We start from the raw sequence: 26,240 nt of genomic DNA on the forward strand, positions 1-26,240 counted from the left end.
TTCTGGACAGCGAGCTCAGAACAGCGGGCCGGTGACGGCCTCGACAGCGGACAAGTAGGTGCCGTCAGCAACAAGCCGGACGGAGTGCTCGATCTCGGGCGCGAGGTGCCGGTCGGTGCCCGGCCCTTCGACGTGTTCCCGCAGGACCGCCCGTACCGCGGCCGTGGCGGGCGAGGGCTCGAGCGGCGCGCGCAGGTCCAACGCCCGCGCGGCAGTCAGGATCTCGACGGCCAGAACCGTTTGCAGGCCGTCAATCGAGCGGCGGAGCTTGCGCGCCGCGGACCAACCCATCGAGACGTGGTCCTCCTGCATCGCGCTGCTCGGGATGGAGTCGACGCTGGCCGGTACAGCGAGCCGCTTCAGCTCGGACACGATCGCGGCCTGCGTGTACTGCGCGATCATGTGCCCGGAGTCGACGCCGGGATCGTCCGCAAGGAAGGCGTTCAGCCCATGGTTGCGCGCGACATCCAGGAACCGATCCGTCCGACGCTCGCTGATGCTGGCCACATCCGCCACGGCGATGGCGAGGAAGTCCAGCACATAACCGACGGGCGCACCGTGGAAGTTGCCGTTCGACTCGACGCGTCCGTCCGCAAGGACGACCGGGTTGTCGATCGCAGCAGCCAACTCGTAGCCCGCGACGGTCGCGGCATGAGTGCAGGTGTCCCGCGCGGCACCGTGCACCTGCGGCGAACACCTCAGTGAATAGGCATCCTGAACTCGGTTGCAGTCGGGCCCCCGGTGACTCGCGACGATCCCGCTGTCAGCCAGTACTGCGCGCAGGTTGGCCGCGGCTGATCCCTGGCCCGGGTGCGGGCGGAGCGCCTGCAGGTCCTCGGCAAATACGCGATCTGTCCCGAGCTGCCCCTCCACGCTCATGGCCGCGGCGATGTCCGCGGTCTTGAGCAGGCGATCCAGGTCGGCGAGGGCGAGCACCAGCATGCCGAGCATGCCGTCGGTGCCGTTGATCAGTGCGAGACCCTCCTTCTCGGCCAGCACGACCGGCGCCAAGCCGTGGGCCGCGAGCGCCTCGCCGGCGTCGAGGAGGTTGCCGTCGGCGTCACGGACCTTGCCCTCCCCCATCACAGCCAGCGCGACGTGGGACAGCGGAGCCAGGTCGCCGGAACAGCCGAGACTCCCGTACTCATGCACGACCGGAGTCAGCTGCGCGTTCAGCAACCCGGCGTACGCCCGGGCTGTCTCGACCTTCACTCCCGTGCGGCCGGTAGCCAGCGTGGACAGTCGGAGGAGCGCCAACGCCCGAACGACCTCGGTCTCGACCTCCGGCCCGGACCCGGCCGCGTGCGACCGCACCAGGCTGCGCTGCAACTGCGCCCGCAACTCCGGCGCGATATGCCGCGTGGCCAACGCCCCGAACCCGGTCGACACCCCGTAGTGCGGGGTATCCGCCTGCGCGAGCGCCTCGATCGCCACCCGGGACTTCGCGATCTCCTCGAGGGCCTGGTCGTCGATCCGCACCGACGCCCGGCACCGCGCCACCGCGACGACGTCCTGCGGACTCAACGGCCCGACCCCAACGACTACCTGTGCTGTCTCCACCCGCCCATTGCACCCCGCCGATCCCAACACCGACACCATCGCCACCCACTTCCTGTCTCAAACCCGAGACACGTCGCCTCCGCAAGGCGCGAAGGTTCCTTCCGAGTGTGCGCATCGTGCCGTCGGCAAGGGCTTACCGGCGGCACGGTCCGTCCAGTCGGTGGCAGAGTGCGCACACTCGGCGGAGGGCGGGGGGCGCCTAGGAGATTCACCGCGGTGGGGCGGGCGTGACCGCCGGTGATCGGCGACCCTGGGCGGACCTAGGGTTCAGGTATGGGGTTCGAGATCCGGGCGGCGGGGCCGGCCGATGCGGTGGGAACCGCCGCGGTCTGGGCGGCCGCGATGCCGCAGTTGGTGAAGACGGCCAAGGGGGTCGAGGCGGAACTCAGGGCGGGCCGCTCCCGGGTGGTTCTGATCGCGGTCGAGGGGGATTCCGTCGTCGGCTACGGCAACGTCTATCTCCCGGCGCCGGGGGCCGAGGCACCCCGCGCCCGGATCACCGTGCAGGTGCCTCCCGCAGACCGGAACCGCGGGATCGGCAGCGCCCTCGCGGAGGCGATCTCCGCCAAGGCCGAAGAAGTGGGCGCACGGAGTCTGCTGATCGTGGTCTCCGATGACGAAGCCTCCAAGAGGTTCGCCGCCAAGCGGGGATTCACCATCGACCGGCCGATGAGCCATGCCTGCGCCGACCTTGCGCGAGTACCTGAGCCGGCCGCCGTTCCGGACGACCTTCAGTTGATCGACTACGAGTCGGCCGATCCGCGCAAGCTCTGGGAGGCCACGGTGGCTGTCGCCGATGGAGATCCCAGCGGCCTGTCGCACGCACCGGCGTACGACGATTGGTTCGCGACGGACTGGAACCACCCGGACCTGCGGCGGGACCTGAGCATCGCTGTTCTGGACGGCGACCAGGTGGTGTCGTTCGTGACCACCACGGCCGATCCGGAGCGCAGGGTGATCTGGTCGAACCTCACCGGCACCGTTCCGGCGTACCGGGGGCGCGGGCTGGCAAAGGTGGTCAAGTCCGTCGCGCTGGCGAGGAGCCGGGATGCCGGGTTCACCCAGGCGTTCACGGGGAACGACGCCGACAACCAGCCGATGCTCGCGGTGAACCGCTGGCTCGGCTACCGGCCCACGGCAGCCGCCTGGACTGCCGTGAAGGCGCTCTGAGGTGACCCGCGTCATGCCGCGCAGCGCACAGGAGATCAGGAGACATGCCCCTGCAAGGGGTCAATCGTCCGAAATCTGAGACAGGGCCGCTACCCTCACTGTTGTGAGCGGCAACGTTCCCGCCTCGACCCGCACTCTGCGGGTGCTGACGTTCCTGGCCACCCAGCCCGGTCCGGTACCGATGGAGCGCATCGCCTCCGCGGTCGGCCTGCCGCGCTCGTCCACCTATCACTTGCTCAAGGCAATGATCGGCGAGGGCTTCGTCGTGCACCTGCCGGAGGAGAAGCGGTACGGGCTCGGCGTCGCAGCGTTCGAGATCGGTTCGGCTTATCTGCGCCACGATCCGCTCGAGCGGCTGGCCCGTCCGCTGCTCGCCCAGCTTGTGGCGGAGGTCGGCCAGACCGCGCACCTCGGCGTACTGCACGGCCGTGAACTCGTCTACCTGCTGAAGGAACAGCCGCCCCGACCGGTCACTCTGGTCACGGACGTCGGTGTACGCCTTCCAGCCACGTTGACCGCATCAGGCCGCGCCCTGCTGGCCGCACTACCGCCCGCGCAGGTGCGCGCGTTGTTCCCGACCCCGGACAGTTTCGTACGCCGTACTGACGAGGGCCCGCAAACGCTCAGCCAGCTACGCCGGATCCTCGCCGACGAGCGACGCCAGGGTTATGCCATCGAGGACTCGCACATCACCCCGGGCTTCGCCTCGGTCGCAAGCGCCGCCGTCGATCACACCGGTCACCCGGTCGCAGCCATCAGCGTCACCTTCCGCGCCGACGCGGTCCCTCCCCCCGCCCGCGCGACTCTCGCCCGTCGCACCAAACAAGCCGCCGACGCCCTGACCCGCCGCCTGCACGGGTAGTGCTAGACCTACCTAGTACACCTACCTAGTGGGGGTCCTGGCACGCGTGCCCGACCCGGCTTCCCTTTCCAGGATTGAGGGTCATCAGCCCATCGCAGGAAGGTGCCCTTCATGCCAGCTCATGCCCTTGCAGCGGTGCCCACCACCTGAGCGACCTCGCCTACCTGTTCCACCTGGAGATCCTGGCGCCCCTGGATCCGGCGCAGACGAGGTTGGCGGACGAGGTGATCGCGAGGTGGAGTGCCTTCGCCCGGACCGGCAACCCGAACCTCCCGGGCTCGACAACCTGGCCCCGCGCGACGCCGCTCGACCCGAGCGTGCAGTCACTGAATCCGGCCGGAGTCACCAGGACCGACTTCGCCACCGAGCATCGGATCAGCTTCTGGCGGTCCGTGGACAGATAGAAAACGGCCCTTGCCGGGAACACCTCATCCCGGCAAGGGCCGTTCTGCAAGATCACCAAGAAGATTTGGTGATTCCCGGCAGCTCCCCGCGATGAGCCATCGTGCGGAACCGGACCCGGGAGATCCCGGCCTTGCGGAGGTATCCGCGGGGCCGGCCGTCTGCCGCGTCCCGGTTGCGAACCCGGATCGGGCTCGCGTCCCGTGGCAGCTTCTGCAGTTTCAGCTGCGCCTCGCCGCGCGCGTCGAACCCAGTGGCCGGATCCGCGATGATCCGCTTGAGCTCCGCACGGCGCTCGGCGTAAAGGGCGACCGTCTTCTTGCGCTGCTCGTTCTTGGCGATCTTGCTGGTCTTTGCCACCGGTCGGCCTTACCGCTCTTCGCGGAAGTCGACGTGCTGGCGGACCTTAGGATCGTACTTGCGCATCGTCAGGCGATCGGGGTCGTTCCGCCGGTTCTTGCGGGTCACATAGGTGAACCCGGTGCCGGCAGTGCTCCGCAGCTTGATGATCGGGCGGACGTCGTTGCGCTTGGCCATCAGACCTTCCTTCCGGGCGCGTCCCCGCGCCGTAGAACTTCTGTACCGTGAACGCCGGGCCGGGGGCCGGGTATTCCTTCGGACCCCTGCAGTCCGTCCGGGTCCGCACAGTGTACGTTGTACTGGTTATCGTTTTCAATAAGACGGGAGACGCCATGCTGCCGGTCACTCTGCTGACGGGGGTCGACGAGACCACCCGGGGCTCCGTCGCCACCACCCTGCTGACCGCCGCGGACCGACCTGCCGGTCCGGCCGCAACTGGACCAGCCGTCCTGGTCGAGTACGACGTGAGCGGCCTGGCGGGTGGCTCCGTAGTACGGATCGCACGGACTCTGGCCGGCGTGATCGACCGCGAGCTGATCCGGCTGGGTCACCCTTGTGTCTCCTGTGCGATGCGTGACTCGCTAGTCCCGCTGCTGGTCGGCATCGCCGCCGCCGAGAAGTACAGCCTGGTGATCGTGTCGGTCCCCGGCGCCGGGGACACCCAGGCACTGGCCGAGGAGATCGCCCGCGACGCGAGCTCGGAACTCCGGGTGAATGCCGTGCTGACCGTGGCCCACACCGGCACCTTCGTCGACGACCTGACCGGCGAGGACCTGATCCACGACCGCGGCATCCCGACCGCCGCGGAGGACGGCCGTGCCATCGCCGAGGTGATCGCCCGACAGATCGAATACGCGAACGCCGTGATCCTGAGTAGTCCCGACGACACCGCCGCGGCGTTGGCACGGGCGCTCAACCCGCAGGCGCTCATCCGGAGCCCCGGGGCGGCCGCGGACTTGCTCGGCGTACGGCTGCATGATCCGGATACGGCCGAGACCTGGGTCGAGCCCGGCAGCATCAGCGCACCCCTGCAGGACGAGGGCAGGGTGCAGACCCTGGTGTGGCAGTCCGCGCGACCGTTCCACCCCGAGCGGCTCTACGACGCGCTCGAGGACCTGGTCGCTCGGACCGCCCGGGGCAAGGGGACGGTGTGGCTCGCGTCGCAACCGCATGCTCGGCTCGGCTGGGACAGCTTCGGCACGAACATTGCCCTCGGAGTGCTCGGTCCCTGGCTCGCGGACCTGCCGGTGGACCGCTGGTCCGAGGTCGGCCAGACCCACCAGGCCCGCTCAGCGCTCGAGTGGCACCCCGACCACGGCGACCGCGCGTCGTACCTGTCGATCACCGGAATCGATCTGGACGTCCGGGAATTACGGCGGCGGCTGGATGGTTGTGTCCTTCGTGCGGATGAGTGGGACAGCACATTGACCGACCCGTTCGCCCCTTATCTGGAAGGAAGTACTGCCGCATGAAGAAGGACATCCACCCCGATTACCGCCGCGTCGTCTTCCGGGACAAGTCCGGCAACTTCAGCTTCCTGACCGGTTCGACGCGCGAGAGCAACGAGACCATCGAGTGGCACGACGGGAACACCTACCCGGTCGTCGACGTCGAGATCTCGTCGGCCAGCCACCCGTTCTACACGGGCCAGCAGCGCGTGATGGACACCCAGGGCCGGGTCGAGAAGTTCAAGAAGCGCTACGGCCAGAAGTAGTCCCCGGTAGCCAACGGCTCAACGGCTCGCAGATCCCTGGAGGATCGGCGGGCCGTTACTGTTGGAGGTCATGCCCATCTCCGAGTACGTGCTGCCAGGCGACTGGGTGCGTCCGGAGGGGATCACGCTCGGACCGGAGAACGACTTCTTCAGCGGCAGCAGCGCCGACGGCACGATCTTCCGCTGCGCCTTGACGTCACCCACAGCAGAGATCTGGCTACCCGCCGGCACCGACGGCCGGACCGTCGCCGTGGGTATGACCCTGTACTCCGGGTCGCAGCTGGTCGTCTGCGGAGGCGAGACCGGCCAGCTTTTCGTGTACGACGTGGCCAGCCGCGGGTTGGTCTCCAAGCGTGGGGTTCAGGGATTCCTCAACGACGTCTGGGTGGTCGGCGACTACGCCTACGCGACCGACTCGTCACGACCGGTCATCTGGCGATTCAGCCTCCTCTCCGATGCGGACCCGGTCGCCGTACCCGTCCCCGACGCCGGTCCCGATGCCTATCTGAACGGCATCGTCTCGACCGCGGACGAGACAGCCCTGCTGGCAGCAGCCCAAGGCACGGAGACCCTCTGGCGGGTGGAACTCGCCGACGGCTCCGCTCGGCCGATCGCCTCGGATTTCGCCGCGGACGGCCTGCTGATGATCGGCAACATTCTGATCGGCGTCTGCAATCGTGGTCAGACCATCCAGGACGCGGAGTTCTTCCTGGCTGCGCTCGAGGTCCCGGACGGAGCCCGGACCGTGATCCCGATCGGCGAATACACCGATCCCGCGTTCGACACTCCCACCACGCTGGCCACCGACGGCAAGCGGCTACTGATCGTCAACTCCCAGTTCGCCAAGGGCAGCGCCGCCGCGCCGCCCTTCCGGGTGATCGGCGTGGAGCTACCGTTCTTCTACTGAGTCTCGGATCTCAGACACGTAGGCGGGCGGGCTACTACGTGTCGGCGGTCACAGGATCCACACTGTGCGAGTGGAGCCGATTGAGATTTCCGGGGTCGGGCTGACGCCGCTGAACGCCGTGTCGCTCGGGCAGCGGCGCACGCCGGTCCAGCTGGGTGAGACCGCGCGCAAGCGGATGACGGACTCGGCCGTAGCGGTCGCGGAGATCGCGCTGCACCGACCCGTGTACGGGCGGACCACCGGGGTCGGGGCCAACCGGGACGTGCTGACGGTAGATCCGGAGCACGGCGCGCGGCTGCTGGCGTCCCACTCGACCACGGGGATCACGTCGTACCCGAAGGACGTCGTGCGGCTGGGGCTGCTGATCCGGGTGAACCAGCTGGCCACGGGCGGGTCGGGGCTGGCTCCCGAGGTCGCCGACGCGATCGTTGCCCTGCTCAACAATGACGACCTGCCCGACCTGCATCGCGGCGGCGCCATCGGCACCGGCGACCTCGGGCCGTTGGCGGAGCTCGGGCTGGCGCTGGGCGACGTCATCGACGGCACCAGCGCCCTACCGCTGCTCTCCAGCAATGCGCTCACCCTCGCCGAGTGTTGCCTCGCCTACGTCGAGGCCGCGACCCTCATCAACGTGGTCCCGCTGGTCGGCGCGCTGTCCCACGTCGCCCTCCGCGGCAACGCCGAGGTGTACGACGTGCGCGTGCACGAGGCGCGACCCCAGCCGGGCCAGGTCCGGGTGGCCCGGCGGATGCGCGGCCTGCTGGACGGGCTGCCGATCCCACCGGCGCGCGTCCAGGATCCGTTCGGCCTGCGCGCGTTCGCCCAGGTGCTCGGCCCGGCGGTCGACCATGTCGATGCCCTGGGCAACACTCTGACCATCGACATGAACGCCTCCGCGGAGAACCCACTGGTCGTCGGGGACACCGTGCTGCACAACGGCAACTGGCACGCCATGCCGATCGCGCTGGCGCTCGACTCGTTGCGACTGAGCCTGCACAGTGTGGCGACGCTTTCCACCTCGCGGGTCGCGAACCTGGTCGATCCGGAGTTCACCGGGCTGAGCAGGTTCCTCGCCAGTGGGGCCGAGGCGAGCTCGGGTGTGATGATGATCGAGTACGTGGCCCACGACGCGCTCGCCTCGGTCCGCTCGACGGCACAACCCGCCACCCTTGGGACGGCGACACTTTCGCGCGGGGCGGAGCACCACGCCAGCTTCGCGCCACAGGCCGCCGTACTGACCGCGCAGTTGCTTGATGCGCTGCGGGACGTGCTGTCGGCTGAGCTCGTGACGGCGGTTCGCGCGGTGAGGCTGGCGGGTTTGCAGCCGGAGCAACTCGCACCCGCTGCCGTCGGTCCGTGGCTGGCGGATGCGTTGGCCGCGCTGCCGGATGATCTGGCTGATCGCTCGCTGCGCGACGACCTCGAGATCGCCCGCGGCTTGCTGACCCAATGGGGAGACCGCCAGGTCGAGCATCCGGCCGAGGCCGGCTGAGGAGGCGCGGTCAGGTGGTTCAGCGGGTGATGAGGTCCAGGTTGACGGCTCGGGCCATGGCGGTGAAGCCGGCGGTGTTCGGGTGCAGATGGTCGCCGCTGTCATAGGCGGCCAGGAGCTGGAGCGGTGCTTTCGGGTCGCGGACGGCGCGCTCGAAGTCGACGAACCCGTCGTATTCGCCTGATGTACGGATCCAGTGGTTCAGCGCCTGCCGGGCCACCTCGCCGCCGACCGTGTACTGGTCGGAGGCCCAGTACGGCGTGAGCGTGGCGCCGTACGCCTTCAGGCCGGCCGCATGCGCCCGGGAGATCAGTTGGCGGTGCGCGTTGATGAGTTGCGTCGCCGGGATCGAACCGCGGGAGATGCGGATGTCGTTGATGCCCTCCAGGATGACGACACTCCGGACGCCGGGCCAGCGGATCACGTCGCGGTCGAACCGGCCGAGCGCGGCCTCACCCGAGGTACCGCCGTTCGCCAGCAGCCGGTTGCCGGCGATGCCGATGTTGAGCGCGCCGAAACCACGGGTGAGAAGCAGATCGGCCAGCTGATCCGGGTAGCGCAGGTTCTTGTCGATCGGCGACGAGGCGCCGTCGGTGATCGAGTCGCCGAACAGGACGACCGAGCCTTCCGCGTCGCCCCGCACATCGACCCCGTCGACGACGTAGCGGGCCGTCCCCGCCACCTTCCGGTACGGCGCTCCACCCGAGCCAGTCTGGTCACCGTCAGCACTGAACGCGGTCGCGCACCCGGCTGGGTGCTGGGTGAGCGGCCCGGTCGGCTGCGGGAAGTACGTGCTGACCACGAGGTCGCTGTCCTCCGCGACAGGCAGGGCGACCGCATCCGACACCGCCTCAGCGCCCACCGGGATGGTGGTCGAACCACGCCCGCCGAAGGTCAAGGGAACCAGCTGCAGTAGTTCGACAGTCGGCGTACCGGCGAGTGCGGCCCTCCGCGGCGCGACGGTGGTCCGGCCGATCACCAACGGACGGGTACCGAAACGGTTCGAAAATCGGACGCGAACAGAACCGCCACCCACGGACAGATGCGCGACCTGGCGCAGTGTCGTGTTCGCGACACCGGTCGCGGAGACACCTGTCTTGTCAGCCTCGGTGACAGCGGCGGCCCAACTACCTGCCCAGCCGTCGGAACGCGCTGCCCTAGTCGGCGCCTGCGGAGCCAGCGGCACCGCCGGGACTCCGGCGCCCGGCAAGATCGCGGCGATTGCAGCGATCGAGGAGAACAACGACTGCCACCAGCCGTCAGCAACCAGCACGAGTCGGCCTCCTCACGAGCGCCGATTCTGTCACAGCCGGCGATCATGCTCCTCCCGGGCGATGTCGCGCCTGGGCCGGCGAATCAGCTGGTCGGCAACCGGTCGTAGGCCTTGAGGACCCGGAGGGCTCGAAGCGTTTCGATGCCTCGGTATTCGAGAGTCGCGGCGACGCCCGGCGGTTCCCAGGTGATCGCCCAGCCGCCGTCGGCCTGCTGGTCCGCGACCAGCCGGTCCAGGTGTCCCTCGAGCTGCTGATCGTCGAAGAGCTGCCGCCAGAAGCTGTCCGGCGTCGGCGCGAAGTGCAACGGCGTCACCCCGTACTCCGGGTCGGCGGCGTCGGCGCGGTAGTACGACAGCTTCGGCAGCCACTCCTTCACCTTGGCGACGTCCGCCTCGTCGGAGTGACGCTCCAGGTACTCCATCGACTCGTGCATCGCGTGCGCCTCGTCCGGGAAGCCCTGGGCCAAGGCGGAGGCACACCAGGCGGCGGCCTGGTCACGCCACGGGTGCTCGAAGCCGAACGCGTCAAGGCGTCCGACGAGTCCGGCGGTCGGGTTGAGACTGGGCGCGTAGGTCCAGTCGCTCCAGTGCGCGGCCTTGGGATATGGCTCCATCACCGGCGTGGCAAGCGACACGGGACCTTCCGGCGTGGCGGCGGACTGCAACCAGTCGCACGCCCGCCCGATCATCTCGTCGTCGCGAGCACCCGCGGCCAGCAGGATGTCGAAGGCGGTCTCGACGTCGATCGCGAGGCTGTCCGGACACCTCTTGTCCGGTTCCAGCCCGTGCCCGAACCCGCCGTCGGCGTTCTGATAGCCGCGCAGCGCGTCCACCACCCCGGCCGGATCGGCCCCTTCGAAGAGCGTCGCGAACAGCCGGCGCTCCACCAGCCGGCCTTCCCGCCGGATGAACTCACGAGCAGCAGTGAAAGTCTCCATGCCCACACCCTCCCGCATCAGCAGCCCACCCGTCTTGAACGAATCGGACAGGGCGGTCAGCGTCAGAGCCAGCCGCGCTTCTTGAAGATGGTGTAGAGGGCGACGCTGACACACAGCATCAGGAGGAGGGCGTAGGGGTAGCCGGCCATCCAATGCAGCTCGGGCATGTGGGTGAAGTTCATGCCGTAGACCGAGGCGACCAGGGTCGGTGCGAACAGAATGGCGGCCCAGGACGAGATCCGCTTCACCTCTTCGTTCTGCCGGAGGCTGAGCTCGGACAGCCGCTGGGTCTCGTCGTTCTGACGTTGCGCGACCAGCGTGCCGTTGACCCCGATCAGGTTGATCAGCAGCACCTTGAACCCGGCCGACTGGTCGACGACGCGTTCGACGTGGTCTGCCACGTCGCGGAGGTTCTGCTGCAGTTCCTCGGCTACGCCGTACTTCTCGAACCCGCCGCGCAAGTCGGCGAGCATGGCCGGCAGCGGCTGGGTCGCCCGCATGAACTTGACCACCTCACGGAGCAGTTCGTAGATCCGCCGGGACACCTCGGGATCTCCGTTGAAGACCTGGTCCTCGATCTCGTCGATGTCGCCCTGCAGGCCGTCGACGACCGGCTGGTACTCGTCGACCACCTGGTCGAGGATGGCGTAGAGCACCGCCTCGGGGCCGCACTTCAGCAGGTCGGGGGTCTCCTCGAGCCGTTTACGGACCAGGCCGAGATCGGGCGACTCGGCGTGCCGGACGGTGACGACGAAGTCCTTGCCGGTGAAGATGTGGAGCTCGCCGAACTCCACCCGTTCGAGGTCGTCCCGGTAGCGGGCGGAGCGCAGTACGGTGAAGAGCACTTCGCCGTAGCGCTCCAGCTTCGGGCGTTGGTGGGCCGAGATGGTGTCCTCGACGGCCAGCCGGTGGAAGCCGAACTCGTCCCCGACCGACTCGATCTCCAAGGGGTCGGGTCGGTAGAGCCCGATCCACGCCATCCCGTCCCGGGCTCGGAGCTGCGTATAGGTGTCATCGAGGGTCGCGGGCTCGCTGACGCGGCGGCCGTCGACGTAGACGGCGTTCTCGATGATCGCCAACGGATCTCCTCAGCAGTAGGGAAGTCACGGCTCGAAGCGGTAGCCCATGCCGGGCTCGGTGAGCAGATGCGCCGGCCGGGCGGGGTCGGCTTCGAGCTTTCGGCGCAGCTGCCCCATGTAGAAGCGCAGGTTGCCACTCGCAGACTCGTAGCCCGGCCCCCACACCTCGGTCAGGAGTTGCCGCTGCGACATCAGCTTGCCAGGGTGCCGGACAAGCACCTCCAGTAGATGCCACTCGGTCGGGGTGAGGCGGATGTCCTCTCCGCCGTCCAGTGTGACTCGCTTCGCCGAAAGGTCCACCTGGGCGCCGCCGACGATCACCACCGGCGCGTCCTGCGCGAGGTTGCTGCGGCGCAGTACCGCGCGCATCCGGGCGAGCAGTTCGTCGATCCCGAACGGCTTGGTCACGTAGTCGTCCGCGCCCGCGTCGAGCGCCTCCACCTTGTCCGTGGCGTCCGTCCGCCCGGACAGCACCAGGATCGGCGCCTCCGTCCAGCCACGCAGCCCGCGGATCACCTCGACCCCGTCGAAGTCGGGCAACCCGAGGTCGAGGATCACCAGGTCCGGCGGATGTTGCGCGGCCACCTTGAGCGCCGCCGTACCGCTGCCCGCCACCTGTACTTCGTACCGTCGGGCCTTCAGGTTGATCTGCAGCGCCCGCACGATCTGCGGCTCGTCGTCGACCACCAGCACCCTGGTCATCCCTGCACCTCCGGCTCAGCGCGTTCCCGACTGCCGGGCACCGGCGCGTCGGCCGGACGCAAGGTTGCCGAAGGCATCGAGACGACCATGGTCAGACCACCGCCGGGGGTGTCCTCCGGCTGCAGGGTCCCGTGCATCGCTTCGGTCAGGCCGCGGGCGAGCGCGAGGCCCAGCCCGACCCCGACCGTGTTGTCGGTGTCACCGAGCCGTTGGAACGGCGCGAACACCCGGTCGCGGTCGGCCGCCGGGATCCCCGGGCCGCGATCGATGATCCGGATCTCGACGAAATCGCCGAGCGCGCTGCCGGTCACCAGCGGCGGACGGCCTTCTGGTGAGTGCCGGACAGCGTTGGCCAGCAGGTTCGCGATCACTCGCTCCAGCAGGGCGGCATCCGCGGCCACCAACGGCAGGGTGTGCGGGATGTCGACCGTGACCTTCGCAGCGGCATCACCCAGCTCGGCCAAAGCACCTGGCAGAACGTCGTCCAGCGCCATCGGCCGGGCGAAGACGGGCAGGACGCCGGCCTGCAGCCGGCTCAGGTCGAGCAGGTTGTCCACCAGTCGCGCGAGCCGGTCCAGCGACTCGTCTGCAGTCGTGAGCAATTCGTCCCGCTCGGACTCGGTCCACTCGACGTCGTCGCTGCGAAGACTGGTCACCGACGCTTTCGCCGAGGCCAACGGTGAGCGCAGGTCATGGCCGACTGCCCGGAGCAGCGCAGTACGCAACTTGTCGGCTTCGACGAGCGGCTTCGCTTCTGCGGCGGCTTCGCTCAAACGGGCCCGATCCACCAGGGCCGCCGCATGTGCCGCGAAGGCGCCGACGAGCCGGCGTTCGTCGGCAGCCAGCTGGTGGCCCTGGAGGACGAGGACAAGGTCATCCCTGGCTGGGATCTCGGCATCCCCTTCCTCGGGGCGGCGACAGGTCGCAGTACCGGCTGCGGCCAGAGGTCGCCAGGTCTCGGTCAGCTCGTCGGTTTGCACCCGCTCGAGCAGTACTGCGCCGGTCATGCCGAAGGCCTCGCGGAGTCGTTCCATCAGGGCGGGCAGGGCGGTCTCGCCGCGCAGTACCGTGCCGGCCAGCGTCGCGAGGGTCTCGGACTCGGCGGCGGCGCGGGCGGCCTGCCGGGTCCGGCGGGCAGCCCGGTCCACGACCGAGCTCACGAGCGCAGCGACGAGGAGGAAGATCGCCAGCGCCAAGGCGTTGTTCACCTCGGCGATCGTGAAGGTCCGGGTGGGCGGGGTGAAGTAGTAGTTCAGCACGAGCGTGCCGGCGACTGCGGTCACGATCGCGGGCCAGAGCCCGCCGACCAACGCGACGACCACCACGGCCAGCAGGAACGCGAGGACGTTGCTCGTCAGGTTCAGCGTGTCGCCACCGAGACCGAGCAGCAGGGCCAGCAACGGCGGCAGCAGAATCGCCAGCGCGAAGCCTTGAAGCTGTCGCTGGGGCGACAGGCTGCCGCGCGCCCGAGGCAACCGGCCGCGTCCCATCTCCGAATGGGTGACGATGTGGACGTCGATGTCCCCGGAGTCGCGGATCGTGCCGGCGCCGATGCCGGGCCCCAGCAGCGACGAGAACCAGGAGCGGCGGCTGCCGCCGAGCACCAGTTGGGTGGCATTCTCCCCGCGGGCGAAGGACAGCAGCGCATCCGAGATGTTCTCGCCGACGATCTGGTGATACGTCCCACCGAGGCTCTCGACCAGGGTCCGTTGCGTGGCGAGTGCGGTGGGATTGGCGCCGGTCAGTCCGTCGGAGCGGGTGACGTGTACGGCGAGCAGGTCTCCACCGGAGGACCGGGCGGCAATGCGGGCGGCACGCCGGATCAGGGTCTCACCTTCGGGACCACCGGTGAGGGCCACCACCACTCGCTCCCGGGCTTCCCAGGTGGAGTCGATGTCATGCTGAGCACGGTACTGCTGCAGGCCCGCGTCGACCCGGTCCGCCAGCCACAACAACGCCAGTTCGCGCAGGGCGGACAGGTTGCCGACCCGGAAGTAGTTGCCCAGGGCAGCATCCACCTTATCGGCGGCGTAGACGTTGCCGTGCGCCATCCGTCGGCGCAGAGCCTCCGGCGTCATGTCGACCAGCTCGATCTGGTCCGCGGCACGGACCACCCGGTCCGGCACCGTCTCCCGCTGCGGCACGCCGGTGATCTTCTGCACCACATCGTTGATCGACTCGAGGTGCTGGATGTTCACCGTGGAGATCACGTCGATGCCCGCGCTGAGCAGGTCGTCGATGTCCTCCCACCGCTTCTCGTTCCGGCTGCCGGGCACGTTGGTGTGGGCAAGCTCGTCGACCAGGGCGACCTCGGGCCGGCGGGCCAGCAGCGCATCCACGTCCAGCTCGGTGAAACTGGCGCCGCGGTGGTCGAGAATCCGTCGCGGCACCACTTCCAGGCCGTCGAGCATCTCGGCCGTGTGCTCCCGGCCGTGGGTCTCGACGAATCCCACCACCACGTCCGTGCCGCGTTCCCGCCTGCGTTGGGCCTCGCCCAGCATCTTGTAGGTCTTGCCGACGCCGGGCGCGGCACCCAGGTAGATCCGCAGATGCCCGCGACCGCTAGTGCTCATACCCCCATGCTCTCAGTTCGGCCCATTCGCCCTGTCGCCGTTCGGTTCGGCCCAGCGCGGCGAGCGCCTGGTATGAGCGTCCACTGCACACCGCTGGTGGCGCCGTCAGGAGCGTTCTCACGGTGCTCTAACAACCCCGTCCAGACCTCTAACAGCTCTCTCATGCGGACGGTTTTCGGACACGACTTCGGTCTGCGGGTCGGACTGCGCATACTTACGCCTGGCAATCGCAGGCCCACCTGAGAGTTAGGGAAGAACGCAGTGACTGAAGTGGATGACCAGCAGGTCCCGGGTTCCGGGGACCAGTTCTTCTCTGAAGAGAGCCGCAGGGCGCTGGCCGAGGCGAGCCGCCTGCTAGCCGAGCGGCTCCAGGCCCACACCGAGGCCCTGCTGGCGATGACCGGCGGGCCGGACGAGCAGAACACCCTGTACGAGCAGAACGTCGCGCTGGAGGAGCTCGTCGAGGGCTGGAACGACGCAGTCTTCGAACACACCGGTACGGCGCCGCTGCTGCTCGAGGAGGAAGGCGAGGACGAGGAAGAGGAGGAGCCGGAGGAGGAGCAGGAACAGCTGATCAGCGTGGTGTCGCGGTTCGACCTGCGCGTGGTCGACCTGGACGCACTGCTCGAGGCCGGCCGGTCCGCGCAGGAGCGGCACCCGGCCGAGCTGGACGAGTCAGGCGAGCGGGAGCCGGTGGATTCGGCCGAGCAGGCGATCTACGAGATCAGCCGCGAGCTCGGCGAGGCGTGGTTCGAGCTGCCCGGGGTCGACCTCGTCGCCGGGGCCCGCGCGTACGTAGTACCGGAGTACCCGTTCGAGCCGCTGGAAGCGGACGCGGACGACGTCGTCACCGAGATCGGCGCCCCGAACGGCGTCGTCACCCACGCGGAGACCTGGGCCTAGATCAGGCCGCCCCGGACGGGACAGCGTGGCGCTCGACCACGCTGTCCCGCCCGAGGCGCTCGGCGAAATCTCATCGACACTGAGTGATCGCACGTGCGGGAATCCAGAGCACGTCGCAAGGGATCGGCGCCTCTTTCGAGACAGGTGAACCACGCCACTGTTTCGGTCGTGTGGAGGATGTTCCACTTCCTAACCGACAGGAAAGTGTTATGTCGCTTCGTACGAAAGGCCGACCACTCGCCGTCGTCGCCGCATTGATCGGTGGACTGGCCTTGGTCGCGCCCAGCGCCGCCAGCGCACAGCAGTCCTCGGGTCACAGCGACGGGTTCGCGGTCAAGCAGGTGAACCTGGTCTCGGACCTGCCGATGGGGCCAGATGTGCTCCTCGATCCTGACCTGGTCAACCCATGGGGCCTGTCCTTCGGCCCAGCCACGCCGATCTGGTCGTCGAACCAGGGCACCTCAACTTCCACTTTGTACCGCTGGCTCCCGGGCCAGACCACAGCAACCAAGAATGCCGGCGTCCGCGTCACCGTGCCAGTGCCGACCGGCCAGGTCTTCAACAACACCACCGGCTTCGTGCTCAGCAGCGACACTGCCACCGCGCCGGCCGCCTTCATCTTCGCCACCCTGAGCGGCCAGATCGCCGCCTGGTCCGGCACGGTGGACCCGCTGATCGGCGCGGCCGAGATCAAGGCGACCGTGAAGGACGCCGTCTACACCGGGCTCGCCATCGCGACGGCCAAGAACGGTCCTCAGCTGTACGCAGCGAACTTCGCGCAGGGCCGGATCGACGTCTTCGACAGCAAGTTCGACAAGGTCAAGCAGCCCTATGGGGCCTTCCGGGACTCCCACCTGCCGAAGGGCTACTCCCCGTTCAACGCGCAGACGCTGAAGGTCAACGGCAGCGACAAGATCTTCGTGGCCTACGCCAAGGTCGACCCGAAGACCGGGCGTAACGCCAGCGGCAAGGGCCTGGGCTTCGTCGACGAGTACACCGTGGACGGCAAGTTCGTCGCCCGCATCGCCTCGCGCGGCTCGCTGAACGCTCCTTGGGGGCTGGCGATCGCTCCGGCCGCATGGGGTAAGCACGCCGGCTCGCTGCTGATCGGCAACTTCGGCGACGGTCGGATCAACTTCGTCGAGCCCAAGTCGCAGGGCCGCTTCGACAACAAGATCGAGGGGCAGCTCAAGAAGACCAACGGCCACACCCTGGTGATCCCTGGCCTCTGGGCTCTGCTACCCGGTACCACTGCAACCGGCGGCACCGATTCGGTCTGGTTCTCGGCAGGCATCGCCAACGAGACGCACGGTCTCCTCGGCGTCCTACGCCTGCCCTGACCCGGGACAACCGCCCCCGGCCCCCCGACCCCCCGTGCCGGGGGCGGTACCCCAACTAGGGGGAACTGAGCACGGTTTCGGTGCCAGCGGAGGACTGAGCTGAGGAGCCGAGGGGACTCCTCAGCTCGGATCCTCCGCCTACCGAGAATGCTTTCCCTCTTCCCCTTTGTCCGCTAGTACGACAGCCGTAGTTCGTGATGATGCCTCTCGGCAGGGGGCCGCGGAGGGCTGGGTGGGTGCTGCCCTGACCAAGAGCGGGGACCTGGGACAGGTAGTCGGGGCCTTGAACACGTTATTTCGTGTCCGCGGTCGCTGTTTGGTGTTCAAGGTCGCCGCTTCCGGACCGCTGCGCGCCACCGAGTCGAGTGCTGATCAATGGCGGCATGGTTTCGACGGGATCGTTGACAGCCCTGCAGCGCCAACGCTCATCAACCGCGGCTGATTGCCTCCAGCGAGCGTGCGTAGGCCTGCTCGCGACACCCGCAGGTTGCCTGTGAATGCTGGCACTCCGGGCCTGTCCCCGCAACATCACAAAGTCCGGCCTCACCGCCTGAACCTGACTCGACCTTCACGGCTTCGCCGCACCAAGACTTCTAGACAATCTGTGTCGGCGGACGACGGGGGACGAAGCTGATGCTCGAGGCCATCGCCCGACTGAACGCCGCCTGCCTGCGGCTGCCGTTCTCGCAGTACGGGCTGTGTGGAGCGATGCCGGATCAGTTGCTGTCGGCAATGGACCGGGCTTACCGCGCCGAGCTGGTCAAGGCGATGAAGGCGGCGGGGGACGAGGCTCGGCTGGAGCCGCGGGAGTTCGCGGCGTTCAGAGATCCTTCTCGAACCAGTGGTGGGCGTAAGGCTCGGAGTTGAACGCAGGAACCTCGCGATAGCCGGCCGCCCGGTACAGCGCGATCGCTTCGACCAGCTTGCGATTGGTCTCCAGACGCAGTACTCCGACGCCGCGGGCCGAGGCCTGCTTCTCCAGCTCGGTCAGAAGTCGACGCCCGAGACCGAGTCCGCGAACGTCCCGGGAGACCCACATGCGCTTGACCTCGGCCGGTTCGTCGTCGTGGAACTTGAGCGCGCCGCAACCCACCGGCTGCGAGTGCAACGTGGCAACCAGCAGCAGCCCGGCGGGAGGCGTCAGTTCGTCGACGCCGGCCGAGATCGTGCGGGCATGGTCGAACCCGCCCTCGAAGCGCTCGGCCAGCTCGTCGAAGTAGGCCTGGACGCAGAACCGGGCGTCCGGATGCCGCGGATCCACGCTGCCGACCTGGACCGTCGACGCGATCAGCAGCCGCTCGACCTCACCCATCGCGCTGATCAGCCGGGTCCGTTGCCGGTCGCTCAATGGCTCGAGAATCGAAGCGGCCAGGTCGTCCGACCGCTGGTCGAGCACCTCGCGCTCGGCCCTGCCCTTCTTCGTCAACCGCGCGGTCCGGACCCGGCCGTCGCCGTCACTCTGGTCGACCTCGACGAGCCCGTCGTTCTCGAGCACCCGGAGCAGCCGGCTCAGGTAACCCGAGTCCAGATCCAGCCGCGACCGCAGCGCCCTGAGGTCACACCCGTCCGGCCCGATCTCCCAGAGCACCCGCGCCTGGCCGAGCGGGCGATCGCGCGACATGTAAGCATCGTTGAGCGCCCCGATCCGCTGTGTCACGGTCCGGTTGAATCTCCTGACATCGGCGATCCCCATTCTCTGACTATAGTCAGAGAATTACCGCTCAGCTCTGCCCACCGCTCCGGTCAGGCTGGGGAACACCAGGTCGATCGGATCCCGCCGCCGGTACGGCTGCCAGCTGGTCAGGTGCGGCTGGACCAGCCAACGCACCCGCCCGGTCGTTTCGCTGTTTGTTCCTGGCGCCGGCACCCAGTCATCCACACCCGAGTGCAGTACGCCGCCGGCAGCCGCGACTTGTCCGGCGGGGATCGACCCCGGCACTAGGAAGAACCACCAACGCCTGCGCGCGGGCGCCATCGCCGTCGGGCAAGTCGTCTTGAGGTGCTGGTTCAGCAGTGCCCCGAACTCAGGCGGGATGTCCACGACGTCGAACCCCTCGGTGACCAATGCGATGCCCCACGGATGTTCGCTCCACACCGCGTCCGCCTGGAAGCCCTGACGCACCACCCCGCCGACCAGGTGTGGATCCACGCAGTCGCCGCGAAGGCAGAGGCACACACCGTGCTGCGGCACCGCGAGTGGAGCCACCGGCCACCCGTTGACGGCGTACCGGATCGCCCGCTCGCGCACCCTCCGCACGTGGGCGTCCCGCGCCCAACCGCTGGTGCTCCAACCGCGGCCGGTCCAGGCGTCAGGCACGTTGGCCGACCGCGAAGAGGAGCGAACTGGAGGGCACCAACTCCGGGAAGCGATCGGCGAGCCTCGAGCACTCGAGGGCGGTCTGCAGCGGGTCCGGCTCGGTGAAGCTGGCCGGCAGCGGCTCATCCTTGAAGTGCGCGTCGATCGTCACCGTCAGCCAGCCGCCCGGACCGGTCAGGCCGTGCACGGTGACTGCACGCAGGCCTGCATTCGTCAGCTCGGTCCGCAGCTGGGTGACGGTGTGGTACGTCGTTTCCGCCATCCGCTCGTTGTCCGGACTGAACCCGGTGTCGAGGATGTCGGTAACGATCCCCTGCCGCTGCAGCAGCTTGTTGGCCAGCGTCGAACCGATCAGGTTGGCCGCCCGGTTGATCGCGATCACCGCGATGAACCCGCCGGGCTTGATCACCCGAACAGCCTCCCGCAGTGCGAGTCGCCGATCCGCCGCCTCGGGCAGGTGATACATCGGCCCGGCCAGCAGCACCGCGTCGAAGTACTCGTTGTCCCACGGCAACCGCCGCGCATCCCCTTGTACTGCGTTGATTCCCGCGGCCGTCGCTTGTTCGACATGGTGTTGCACAGGATCCAGCAGCTCGACCGAATACCCCTGCTCCTGCAGCCAGCTGGCGTGAATCCCCGGTCCACCTCCGATGTCCCCGATGTCAGCCGGCGGCTCGGGAAGGTACCGCTGCAGCAGGTCCCGAACCCTCGCCTGCTCCAGCCGCCCCTTCAACGTCGAGCTCAGCCGGGTCGCCTCGTCATGCCTGGTGGTGTAGTGCGTCTCAATGTCCACTTGCGTCGTCATGTCGATCGATTCTGGACACCCGCATGCCCCACCAACAGGCCATTCCCAGGGCAACCCAGGGCAACCAGGGGCAGATCGCTAGGCCACGTCGTTATCCCCAGTCATATCGTTGCTGTAGACAACTGGCCCTCAAACGAGAGCTCTGCGTCCACAGGCTGAGCGTTGCTGTGGACAACTGGGTCAATTTCGGTGCATCAAGAAATCCCTTATCTATAATGGGTTCTCGGCACAGAAACTGTCGGCGGCCCCGTCTACAGTTGTCGGTATGGATCTCGTGGAGATGCGGCCGGTGTGGTCGATGAGCGGCAGCGAACAGCTGACCACCCTCGACGCGCTGCGCGACGAGATCAGCCGGCTGGAAACTTACCGGCTCCAGGTCCTGGCCGGCTTCGACGCCGGTGGCCACGCCAAGGAGCTCGGCGCCCGCGACACCGCCGAACTGGTGTCGTTTCGGCACCGCCTCGACAAGGCCGACGTCCGCCGCGACCTCAAACTCGCCGCCGCGCTACCCAAATACGAACTCGTCTCCGCCGCCCTACCCACCCCCACCGACAACCTAGACGGCGACGGCGACGGTCAGGCCGACACCGACACCGACGGGGGCAGTGCCGGCGCCGCGGTGGACAGCGATGTCGACGGCGAGGACCGCGGCGCCGGTGGGGAGGCCGGTGGGGAGGCTCCGGTGCTGCTGCACCTGGCGCAGGCGAGGGCGATCGTGTCCGCGCTGGAAAAGGTGCCGACGACGGTGCCGGTGGAGGATGTGGTCGCGGCGGAGGAGCAGATGGTGCGGGCCGCGCGGCACCTGCCGCCCGGTGACCTGCGCGACCTCGGCCGACAAATCCTGGAGTTGCTCGACACCGACGGTCCCGAACCGGCCGAGGACAAGGCCTACGCCCGTGAGGCGTTCTGGATGAAGAACGCCGACCACGGCCTGAAGTTCGGCGGGTTCCTCGCCAACGAAAACGCAGAACTCCTCAACACCCTCATCGACGCCAACGCCAAACCCCACAAGACCATCGACGGCGAACAAGACCCCCGCTCCCGCGACAAGCGCCAAGCCGACGCGCTGACCACGGTGCTGAACGCCGCCGCCGGTGCCGGCACCACCGGCCACGGCGTCATCAAACCCCACATCACCGTCACCATCGACCTCACCGACCTCCAAAACGCCCTCGCCGCCACCAGCCCCGGGAACAGCCGGAACGCCGGAACCGACGGGAACGCCGGAACCGGCAGCGGCCCCGGCGGGCTCAGCCAGAACGGCGCGAACGGCGGGCTCGATGGGCTCGGCGGCTTCGACGGGAACGGCGGTCTCGGCGGGTTCGAGGGGCTCGATGGGCTCGAGGGCCTTGGTGGGTTCGATGGGCTCGGCGCCCTCGACCACACCAACCCGGGATTCGGCCGGTTCGTCTACGGCGGCAACCTGTCCGCCGCCGCCGTCCGCCGCCTCGCCTGCGACGCCGGCGTCGTCCCCATCATCCTCGGCACCGACTCCGAACCCCTGGACGTCGGGAAGGAGGAACGGTTCGTCAACCGCGCGATGCGCCGCGCACTGAACTTCCGCGACAGGGGCTGCGTCGTGTGCGGAGCACCGCCGATCCAGTGCGACGCCCACCACCTGATCCACTGGATCGACGGCGGACCCACCGCCCTGTCCAACCTGGTCTTGCTCTGCCGGGCCCACCACATCCAGATCCACCACGGCCACTGGACCATCACCATCACCCGCGGCCGCGTCACCGTCACCCGCCCCACCTGGGCCGAACCCCCACCAACCCGCCTCAACCGGAAACGACCACCCAGCACACCAGACCCACGCCCCGCACCCGGTTCACCCGGCGCACCTGCACCTGGCGCGCCCGGTTCACCCGGTTCGCTCGGTTCGCCCGGTTCACCCGGGGCAGCCGGTTCTCCCGGCGCGGCCGGCGACGAGCAGCCACCCGGCGACCAGGGGCCACCGCGCCCGGCTCCGGCCTGGCCGCACACCAGCGACATCCCCTGGATCACGCCGGAGGAAACCGCACGCCTCAACCCCTGGGGCGACGAACCGTGCGCACCGAGGCCCGCGCGCACCCTGACCCAACCGAAGAACGACACCACCTGGGTTTCACCCTGGGACGAGGACGACAACACGGAATCCCCCGGCCCGTGACCCCGGCGAGGCCATTGCCCGGCGCGCCCACACGCACTGCCGCGGCCAAACACGCATGCCACCAGCCAGCACCCACCGCCGGCCTCGACAGCCAACACCGGACTCGGCAATGCACCCGGCTCGACAAATGCGCGCATCAAAGGTCTCCAGCTCGTCGGCGCAGCTCACCCGGCCGCGAACCCGAGGCCTTCCTCTCGCGCATCCGGAGTAGGTCGGCTGGCGGGTTCTTCGACCGCTGGCGCCAAAATCAGGCGCTACTGGTCGAAGAAGCCGTTACCGGGTGACCGGATCCCGCCGTCGCGGAAATGGCGCCGCCCGGCAAGCCGTTGCCGGGTGACCGGGATCCGCCGTCGCGGAAATGGCGTCGCCCGGCTCAGGGGTGGCGAGAGCCCGAGCCGGGCAGCGTGCGGTGCGGTTGGTGGCGCGATCAGTCGAGCGGGCGGAGTTCGTCGGCGTACGAGACGGACATCCGGCGGAGGACACCGTCCTTGACGGAGTACTGGCCCATCCGCCACAACGGCGGGCTGTAGGCGTGCACGGTGACGCTGCCCTTGTCGAGGCCGACGACACGGTGGATGTGTTCCGGGCCGAAGCCGTAGACGTCACCGGCCTCGATCTCGGTCTCGATGGACTCGACACCGATCGCCAGGTTGTGCTCGACGAGCTTGCCGCGGGCAACGGCGACGGCGCCCGAGGAGATGTCGTGGTCGTGCCAGCCGGTGTCGTTCACCGGGGTCCAGCAGATCAGCCAGACATCCACATTCGCGTCGCGGTGCAGCGAGGCAAAGACGCGCTCGTCGTCGCTGTAGGCGACCTTGTCTTCCCACAGGTGTGGCTGGGCGGCGATCGAGGCCGCCAGCTCGGACAGCTCATTGGGATCCAGGTCGCGGCCCGGAAGGTTGTCCAGCGACAGACAGTCGTTGAGCTCCACGAGCCGGCTGGCTTGGCGCGCGGGAACGACGGGTGCGTCGGAAACGGGCTGAACAGTCACTGCACTCCCCTCTCGGAGGTGATACCGGGTCCTTGCGGGATCCGGCCTTGGTGGATGTGGTTCCTCATCGCTTGGTCGATGAGGGTGGTTCGGTGCCGTAGAGGAACCGATGCGGGTTGCTGTGGCGGATCACCGCGGTCGCGGCGTCACCCTGGCGGAGCTCGACGTTCCTGGCGTATGGGCGGTCGGTGCCGTGCACGACCTGGTCGATGCCGAGGACCCGGGAGACCGCGTCGATCCCCTGCGGGCCGTAGCTCGAGGTATCGACGTACAGGTTGCGGTCGATGGTGCCGAGGCGGCCACCACGTGCGGCCAACCTTTCGTGGTGGACCGGGGCCAGGCCTGCCGCCGCGACGAAACACAGCCGTAGCTTCGGGAAGGCGGCCCGTCCTCCGAAGGCGTGCCACGCCCACCAGGACGCCTGCAGTTGAAGGGTGTAGTCCACCACGGGCGCCCACCATCCGGGCACTTCCTCAGCCGGCGGCACCGCCGTACCGGGGTGCACGAGGATCGGCTTGTCCAACCGCTCCGCCACCGCCAGCAAAGAGGCGACGCCAGCCCAAGCGGCCGGCGTACCGAGAACGTGGGCCGGTAGTTGCAAGCCCAGAAACCCCTCGTTCAGAAGGGATTCCAGGCCTTCGAGGTCCGGCTCCAGGAGATTGACGGCCGCCCACGGCTTGAAGGGTTCCGGTAGAGAAGCAGCGCCCACGTGCCACGCGTCGAGGAGTGCGGCGTCACCCAACTGCTCGATCCCGAGCGGGCTGGACAACGACAGGCCGACCAGAGCGGTCTCGTCGTCCTGCTCCAGCGCAACCCGCTTGTCGACCGCATGCGCCGCGGGATCGACCTCGTACGGCGGTTCGCTCGTCGTGTGCAAGGTCCAGCCATCGAGGTAGGGCGGCTCGGTGCGGGCGCGGAGGCGTTCGACGAACTCGGCCGGCCACAGGTGCTGGTGTACGTCGATCACGCCGGCCACTGGCTTTCCCCTCCCCCGGTCGAAGTCATTTTGAAGCGCTTCAAGATAGCTGCATTGAAGCGCTTCAAATCCCTCGCTGTCAAGCCGTGTCTCAAAGCCGCCGCCTGGTCGGCCAGCTTTTGTCGGCGGCTTGCCCTAGGGTCGATCCCATGTCCGGCACAGGCCGCAGGCCGACCCTCAAGGACATCGCGGCGGAGACCGGTCTCTCGATGGCGGCGGTGTCCTACGCGTTGCGAGGTCTGCAAGGCACCCCGGAGACGCAGCTGCGCGTGCAGGAAGCCGCCGAGCGCCTCGGATACCAGGCCGATCCCGTGGCCCGCGCGCTCGCGTCCGGCCGCAGCGGCTCGGTGGGCGTGCTCTGCGCCTCGCTCGAAGACCTCTGGCAGCAGCGACTCGCTGCCGCGCTCGGCCGGGAGCTGCTCGCTCCGGACCGGAACGCCTGGATCCTCGACTCGGCCGGCGACGCCGACCGCCAGCTCGAGCTCGCGCAACATCTCGTCGACCATCGCGCCGACGCGATCGTGGTGATCCCGATCGACCCGGGCGCCAAGGGCTGGGCGCAGATCGCCCAACAGGCGCCGGTGATCGCGATCGGCGACGCGCTGCCCGGGGCTAAGGCCAAGTCCGAGGTGCTCTTCGACAACGAAGCAGGAGTCAGTACTGCGTTGCGCCGGCTGGCCGACGCGGGCCACCGGACCATCGCGGTGCTCAGCCCGTCCCGCCGGTTCGAGATCGAACGGCCCGCGGAGGAGATCGCGCAGCGGATCGGGTCCAGCCTGAAGCTGAAGGTCCACATCGTTCCCTGTCCGCACGATCTGCAGGGCGCCACGGAGGTCGCGCGCACGGTGCTGACGAGCACGCCCCGGCCGACCGGCATCCTGGCGCTCGCCGATTCGATGGCTTTCGGCGTTTATGCCGCCTGCAAGGAGCTCGACATCCGGCTCCCGGAAGACCTTTCCCTGCTCGGCTATGACGACCAGCCGCTGTCGCAGCTGCTCTGCCCCCCGCTGTCCACGTTCCACTGGCCGCTCGACGAGCTGGTCGCGGATGTCGTCGCCCGGGTCACCTCGGCCGTCGACACGAACCGCCGGGTCCGCCGCACCACGGTCGAGCCGACCCTGATCGAGCGCGGTTCGGTCGCCGCCCCGCCCGTCAAGGCGTGACGACGACCTCTGAACCACAGCATCCACAACTGCGAAACTAGACTAACCTGGTGGACTTAAATCCCGCGGTCCACTATCTGGACCCCGTCTCCCATCCCGAGAACGGCCCACGGAGCTTCTCGGTCGCGACCCAGAGACGCTCCGCCAGCGCCTCGTCGTACGAGAGTGACGAAGAGCGGACCGGCGTGAAGCGCTCGTAGTACGAGCCGGGCGGGAAGTCAGGGCCGACCGCAAGTCGCACCAACGGCTCGGCCCCTCGGCGGGCGGAGAGTGCGAAGGCGTGGATCGCGGCCACCTGCAGGCGAGGGAACTGGCGACCGAGGTCCGTCCTGACGAGACCGGGATGCAAGCAGCAGCACTTGGCCGCGGAGGCGCAGTTCTACAGCGAGATCGCCGAGCAGTACCGCCAGTACGCGGCGGCCAAGGATCGCGGCGAGTTCGGCAACAGCCCGCAGACCCAGTCGATGCGGGTCGCCATCGAGGCGGGCGTCAGGCTCTACTCAGCGCTCGCCGATTGGGCCGAATGGGCCCAGCAGGTCCCACCCGCGAAGACCGATTGAC

The 26,240-nt window shown here is 68.5% G+C and carries 27 protein-coding genes; 13 read left to right on the top strand and 14 right to left on the bottom strand.

From position 1 onward, the window contains the following. Nucleotides 1-15: 15 nt before the first annotated feature. A complete protein-coding gene (hutH, locus tag ABD210_RS13975) occupies nucleotides 16-1,560 on the bottom strand; it encodes a histidine ammonia-lyase (protein WP_344111671.1) in 1,545 nt (514 codons plus the stop codon). A gap of 273 nt (nucleotides 1,561-1,833) precedes the next feature. On the opposite strand from hutH, the gene ABD210_RS13980 reads away from it, so the two are divergent. The 3 genes from ABD210_RS13980 to ABD210_RS13990 all read left to right on the top strand — a co-directional run bounded on the left by ABD210_RS13980 (nucleotide 1,834) and on the right by ABD210_RS13990 (nucleotide 3,996). Continuing rightward, a complete protein-coding gene (locus ABD210_RS13980) occupies nucleotides 1,834-2,730 on the top strand; it encodes a GNAT family N-acetyltransferase (protein ID WP_344111672.1) in 897 nt (298 codons plus the stop codon). A 103-nt stretch (nucleotides 2,731-2,833) separates the two neighbouring features. Continuing rightward, on the top strand, nucleotides 2,834-3,592 hold the full coding sequence (locus ABD210_RS13985; RefSeq protein ID WP_344111673.1) for an IclR family transcriptional regulator: 759 nt from the start codon (nucleotides 2,834-2,836) through the stop codon (nucleotides 3,590-3,592). A 74-nt stretch (nucleotides 3,593-3,666) separates the two neighbouring features. Further along, the gene (locus tag ABD210_RS13990; RefSeq protein WP_344111674.1) at nucleotides 3,667-3,996 is read left to right on the top strand and encodes a carboxylesterase family protein; all 330 of its coding nucleotides are present in this window, start codon (nucleotides 3,667-3,669) and stop codon (nucleotides 3,994-3,996) included. Nucleotides 3,997-4,048: 52 nt separating this feature from the next. On the opposite strand, the gene rpsN is transcribed toward ABD210_RS13990, so the two are convergent. Further along, on the bottom strand, nucleotides 4,049-4,354 hold the full coding sequence (gene rpsN / locus ABD210_RS13995; protein ID WP_344111677.1) for a 30S ribosomal protein S14: 306 nt from the start codon (nucleotides 4,352-4,354) through the stop codon (nucleotides 4,049-4,051). A gap of 9 nt (nucleotides 4,355-4,363) precedes the next feature. Continuing rightward, nucleotides 4,364-4,531, bottom strand: a complete 168-nt coding sequence (rpmG, locus tag ABD210_RS14000; protein ID WP_344111678.1) for a 50S ribosomal protein L33 — start codon at nucleotides 4,529-4,531, stop codon at nucleotides 4,364-4,366. Between the two features lie 155 nt (nucleotides 4,532-4,686). Between rpmG and ABD210_RS14005 the strand changes: the two genes are divergently transcribed. From ABD210_RS14005 to ABD210_RS14020, 4 genes are all read left to right on the top strand, one after another. After that, nucleotides 4,687-5,826 carry a CobW family GTP-binding protein gene (locus ABD210_RS14005; RefSeq protein ID WP_344111679.1) on the top strand — a complete coding sequence of 380 codons (1,140 nt, stop codon included), beginning with the start codon at nucleotides 4,687-4,689 and terminating at the stop codon, nucleotides 5,824-5,826. Beyond that, on the top strand, nucleotides 5,823-6,068 hold the full coding sequence (locus tag ABD210_RS14010; protein ID WP_325024287.1) for a type B 50S ribosomal protein L31: 246 nt from the start codon (nucleotides 5,823-5,825) through the stop codon (nucleotides 6,066-6,068). Before ABD210_RS14005 ends, ABD210_RS14010 begins: the two co-directional genes overlap by 4 nt. 70 nt (nucleotides 6,069-6,138) lie before the next feature. Beyond that, nucleotides 6,139-6,975, top strand: coding sequence for an SMP-30/gluconolactonase/LRE family protein (locus tag ABD210_RS14015; protein ID WP_344111681.1), 837 nt, complete (start codon nucleotides 6,139-6,141; stop codon nucleotides 6,973-6,975). Nucleotides 6,976-7,045: 70 nt separating this feature from the next. After that, complete coding sequence (locus ABD210_RS14020) at nucleotides 7,046-8,467, top strand: aromatic amino acid lyase (protein ID WP_344111683.1); 1,422 nt, start codon at nucleotides 7,046-7,048, stop codon at nucleotides 8,465-8,467. Nucleotides 8,468-8,486: 19 nt separating this feature from the next. On the opposite strand, the gene ABD210_RS14025 is transcribed toward ABD210_RS14020, so the two are convergent. The 5 genes from ABD210_RS14025 to ABD210_RS14045 all read right to left on the bottom strand — a co-directional run bounded on the left by ABD210_RS14025 (nucleotide 8,487) and on the right by ABD210_RS14045 (nucleotide 15,032). Continuing rightward, nucleotides 8,487-9,740, bottom strand: a complete 1,254-nt coding sequence (locus tag ABD210_RS14025) for an SGNH/GDSL hydrolase family protein (RefSeq protein WP_344111684.1) — start codon at nucleotides 9,738-9,740, stop codon at nucleotides 8,487-8,489. An 83-nt stretch (nucleotides 9,741-9,823) separates the two neighbouring features. Continuing rightward, the gene (locus ABD210_RS14030; protein WP_344111685.1) at nucleotides 9,824-10,678 is read right to left on the bottom strand and encodes a hypothetical protein; all 855 of its coding nucleotides are present in this window, start codon (nucleotides 10,676-10,678) and stop codon (nucleotides 9,824-9,826) included. A gap of 62 nt (nucleotides 10,679-10,740) precedes the next feature. Continuing rightward, a complete protein-coding gene (locus tag ABD210_RS14035) occupies nucleotides 10,741-11,757 on the bottom strand; it encodes a magnesium and cobalt transport protein CorA (RefSeq protein WP_344111686.1) in 1,017 nt (338 codons plus the stop codon). 24 nt (nucleotides 11,758-11,781) lie between these two features. Next, nucleotides 11,782-12,459, bottom strand: coding sequence for a response regulator (locus ABD210_RS14040; protein WP_344111687.1), 678 nt, complete (start codon nucleotides 12,457-12,459; stop codon nucleotides 11,782-11,784). Next, entirely contained in the window at nucleotides 12,456-15,032 is a 2,577-nt protein-coding gene (locus ABD210_RS14045) for a sensor histidine kinase (RefSeq protein WP_344111688.1), read from the bottom strand. The genes ABD210_RS14040 and ABD210_RS14045 overlap by 4 nt, the downstream gene beginning before the upstream one ends. Nucleotides 15,033-15,293: 261 nt before the next feature. Here ABD210_RS14045 and ABD210_RS14050 point away from each other — a divergent pair, with 261 nt between their 5' ends. The 3 genes from ABD210_RS14050 (at nucleotide 15,294) to ABD210_RS14060 (ending at nucleotide 18,142) form a co-directional block, all read left to right on the top strand. Continuing rightward, complete coding sequence (locus ABD210_RS14050; protein WP_344111689.1) at nucleotides 15,294-15,935, top strand: hypothetical protein; 642 nt, start codon at nucleotides 15,294-15,296, stop codon at nucleotides 15,933-15,935. Nucleotides 15,936-16,144: 209 nt separating this feature from the next. Then, nucleotides 16,145-17,275, top strand: a complete 1,131-nt coding sequence (locus ABD210_RS14055) for a TIGR03118 family protein (protein WP_344111690.1) — start codon at nucleotides 16,145-16,147, stop codon at nucleotides 17,273-17,275. A gap of 633 nt (nucleotides 17,276-17,908) precedes the next feature. Next, nucleotides 17,909-18,142: a hypothetical protein gene (locus tag ABD210_RS14060; RefSeq protein ID WP_344111691.1), complete on the top strand. Its 234-nt coding sequence runs from the start codon at nucleotides 17,909-17,911 to the stop codon at nucleotides 18,140-18,142. Here ABD210_RS14060 and ABD210_RS14065 read toward each other — a convergent pair. The 3 genes from ABD210_RS14065 to ABD210_RS14075 are packed head-to-tail and all read right to left on the bottom strand — an operon-like array spanning nucleotide 18,096 to nucleotide 20,397. Further along, nucleotides 18,096-18,968 carry a GNAT family N-acetyltransferase gene (locus ABD210_RS14065; protein ID WP_344111692.1) on the bottom strand — a complete coding sequence of 291 codons (873 nt, stop codon included), beginning with the start codon at nucleotides 18,966-18,968 and terminating at the stop codon, nucleotides 18,096-18,098. The genes ABD210_RS14060 and ABD210_RS14065 overlap by 47 nt on opposite strands. 21 nt (nucleotides 18,969-18,989) lie before the next feature. After that, entirely contained in the window at nucleotides 18,990-19,592 is a 603-nt protein-coding gene (locus tag ABD210_RS14070) for a bifunctional DNA primase/polymerase (RefSeq protein ID WP_344111693.1), read from the bottom strand. Continuing rightward, the gene (locus tag ABD210_RS14075) at nucleotides 19,585-20,397 is read right to left on the bottom strand and encodes a class I SAM-dependent methyltransferase (protein WP_344111694.1); all 813 of its coding nucleotides are present in this window, start codon (nucleotides 20,395-20,397) and stop codon (nucleotides 19,585-19,587) included. Before ABD210_RS14075 ends, ABD210_RS14070 begins: the two co-directional genes overlap by 8 nt. Before the next feature lie 265 nt (nucleotides 20,398-20,662). Between ABD210_RS14075 and ABD210_RS14080 the strand changes: the two genes are divergently transcribed. Further along, entirely contained in the window at nucleotides 20,663-22,549 is a 1,887-nt protein-coding gene (locus ABD210_RS14080) for an HNH endonuclease signature motif containing protein (protein ID WP_344111695.1), read from the top strand. Nucleotides 22,550-22,976: 427 nt separating this feature from the next. Here ABD210_RS14080 and ABD210_RS14085 read toward each other — a convergent pair whose 3' ends face one another. Continuing rightward, nucleotides 22,977-23,540, bottom strand: a complete 564-nt coding sequence (locus ABD210_RS14085; RefSeq protein WP_344111697.1) for a cysteine dioxygenase — start codon at nucleotides 23,538-23,540, stop codon at nucleotides 22,977-22,979. Between the two features lie 64 nt (nucleotides 23,541-23,604). Further along, nucleotides 23,605-24,516, bottom strand: coding sequence for an amidohydrolase family protein (locus ABD210_RS14090; protein WP_344111698.1), 912 nt, complete (start codon nucleotides 24,514-24,516; stop codon nucleotides 23,605-23,607). A gap of 149 nt (nucleotides 24,517-24,665) precedes the next feature. Here ABD210_RS14090 and ABD210_RS14095 point away from each other — a divergent pair, with 149 nt between their 5' ends. Beyond that, a complete protein-coding gene (locus ABD210_RS14095) occupies nucleotides 24,666-25,679 on the top strand; it encodes a LacI family DNA-binding transcriptional regulator (protein ID WP_344111699.1) in 1,014 nt (337 codons plus the stop codon). Nucleotides 25,680-25,752: 73 nt separating this feature from the next. On the opposite strand, the gene ABD210_RS14100 is transcribed toward ABD210_RS14095, so the two are convergent. Next, on the bottom strand, nucleotides 25,753-25,974 hold the full coding sequence (locus tag ABD210_RS14100; protein ID WP_344111701.1) for a hypothetical protein: 222 nt from the start codon (nucleotides 25,972-25,974) through the stop codon (nucleotides 25,753-25,755). A gap of 64 nt (nucleotides 25,975-26,038) precedes the next feature. On the opposite strand from ABD210_RS14100, the gene ABD210_RS14105 reads away from it, so the two are divergent. Then, on the top strand, nucleotides 26,039-26,239 hold the full coding sequence (locus ABD210_RS14105) for a hypothetical protein (RefSeq protein ID WP_344111702.1): 201 nt from the start codon (nucleotides 26,039-26,041) through the stop codon (nucleotides 26,237-26,239). Nucleotide 26,240 lies beyond the last annotated feature (1 nt).

The sequence above is a fragment of the Kribbella alba genome (assembly GCF_039529635.1).
GTDB lineage: Bacteria > Actinomycetota > Actinomycetes > Propionibacteriales > Kribbellaceae > Kribbella > Kribbella alba.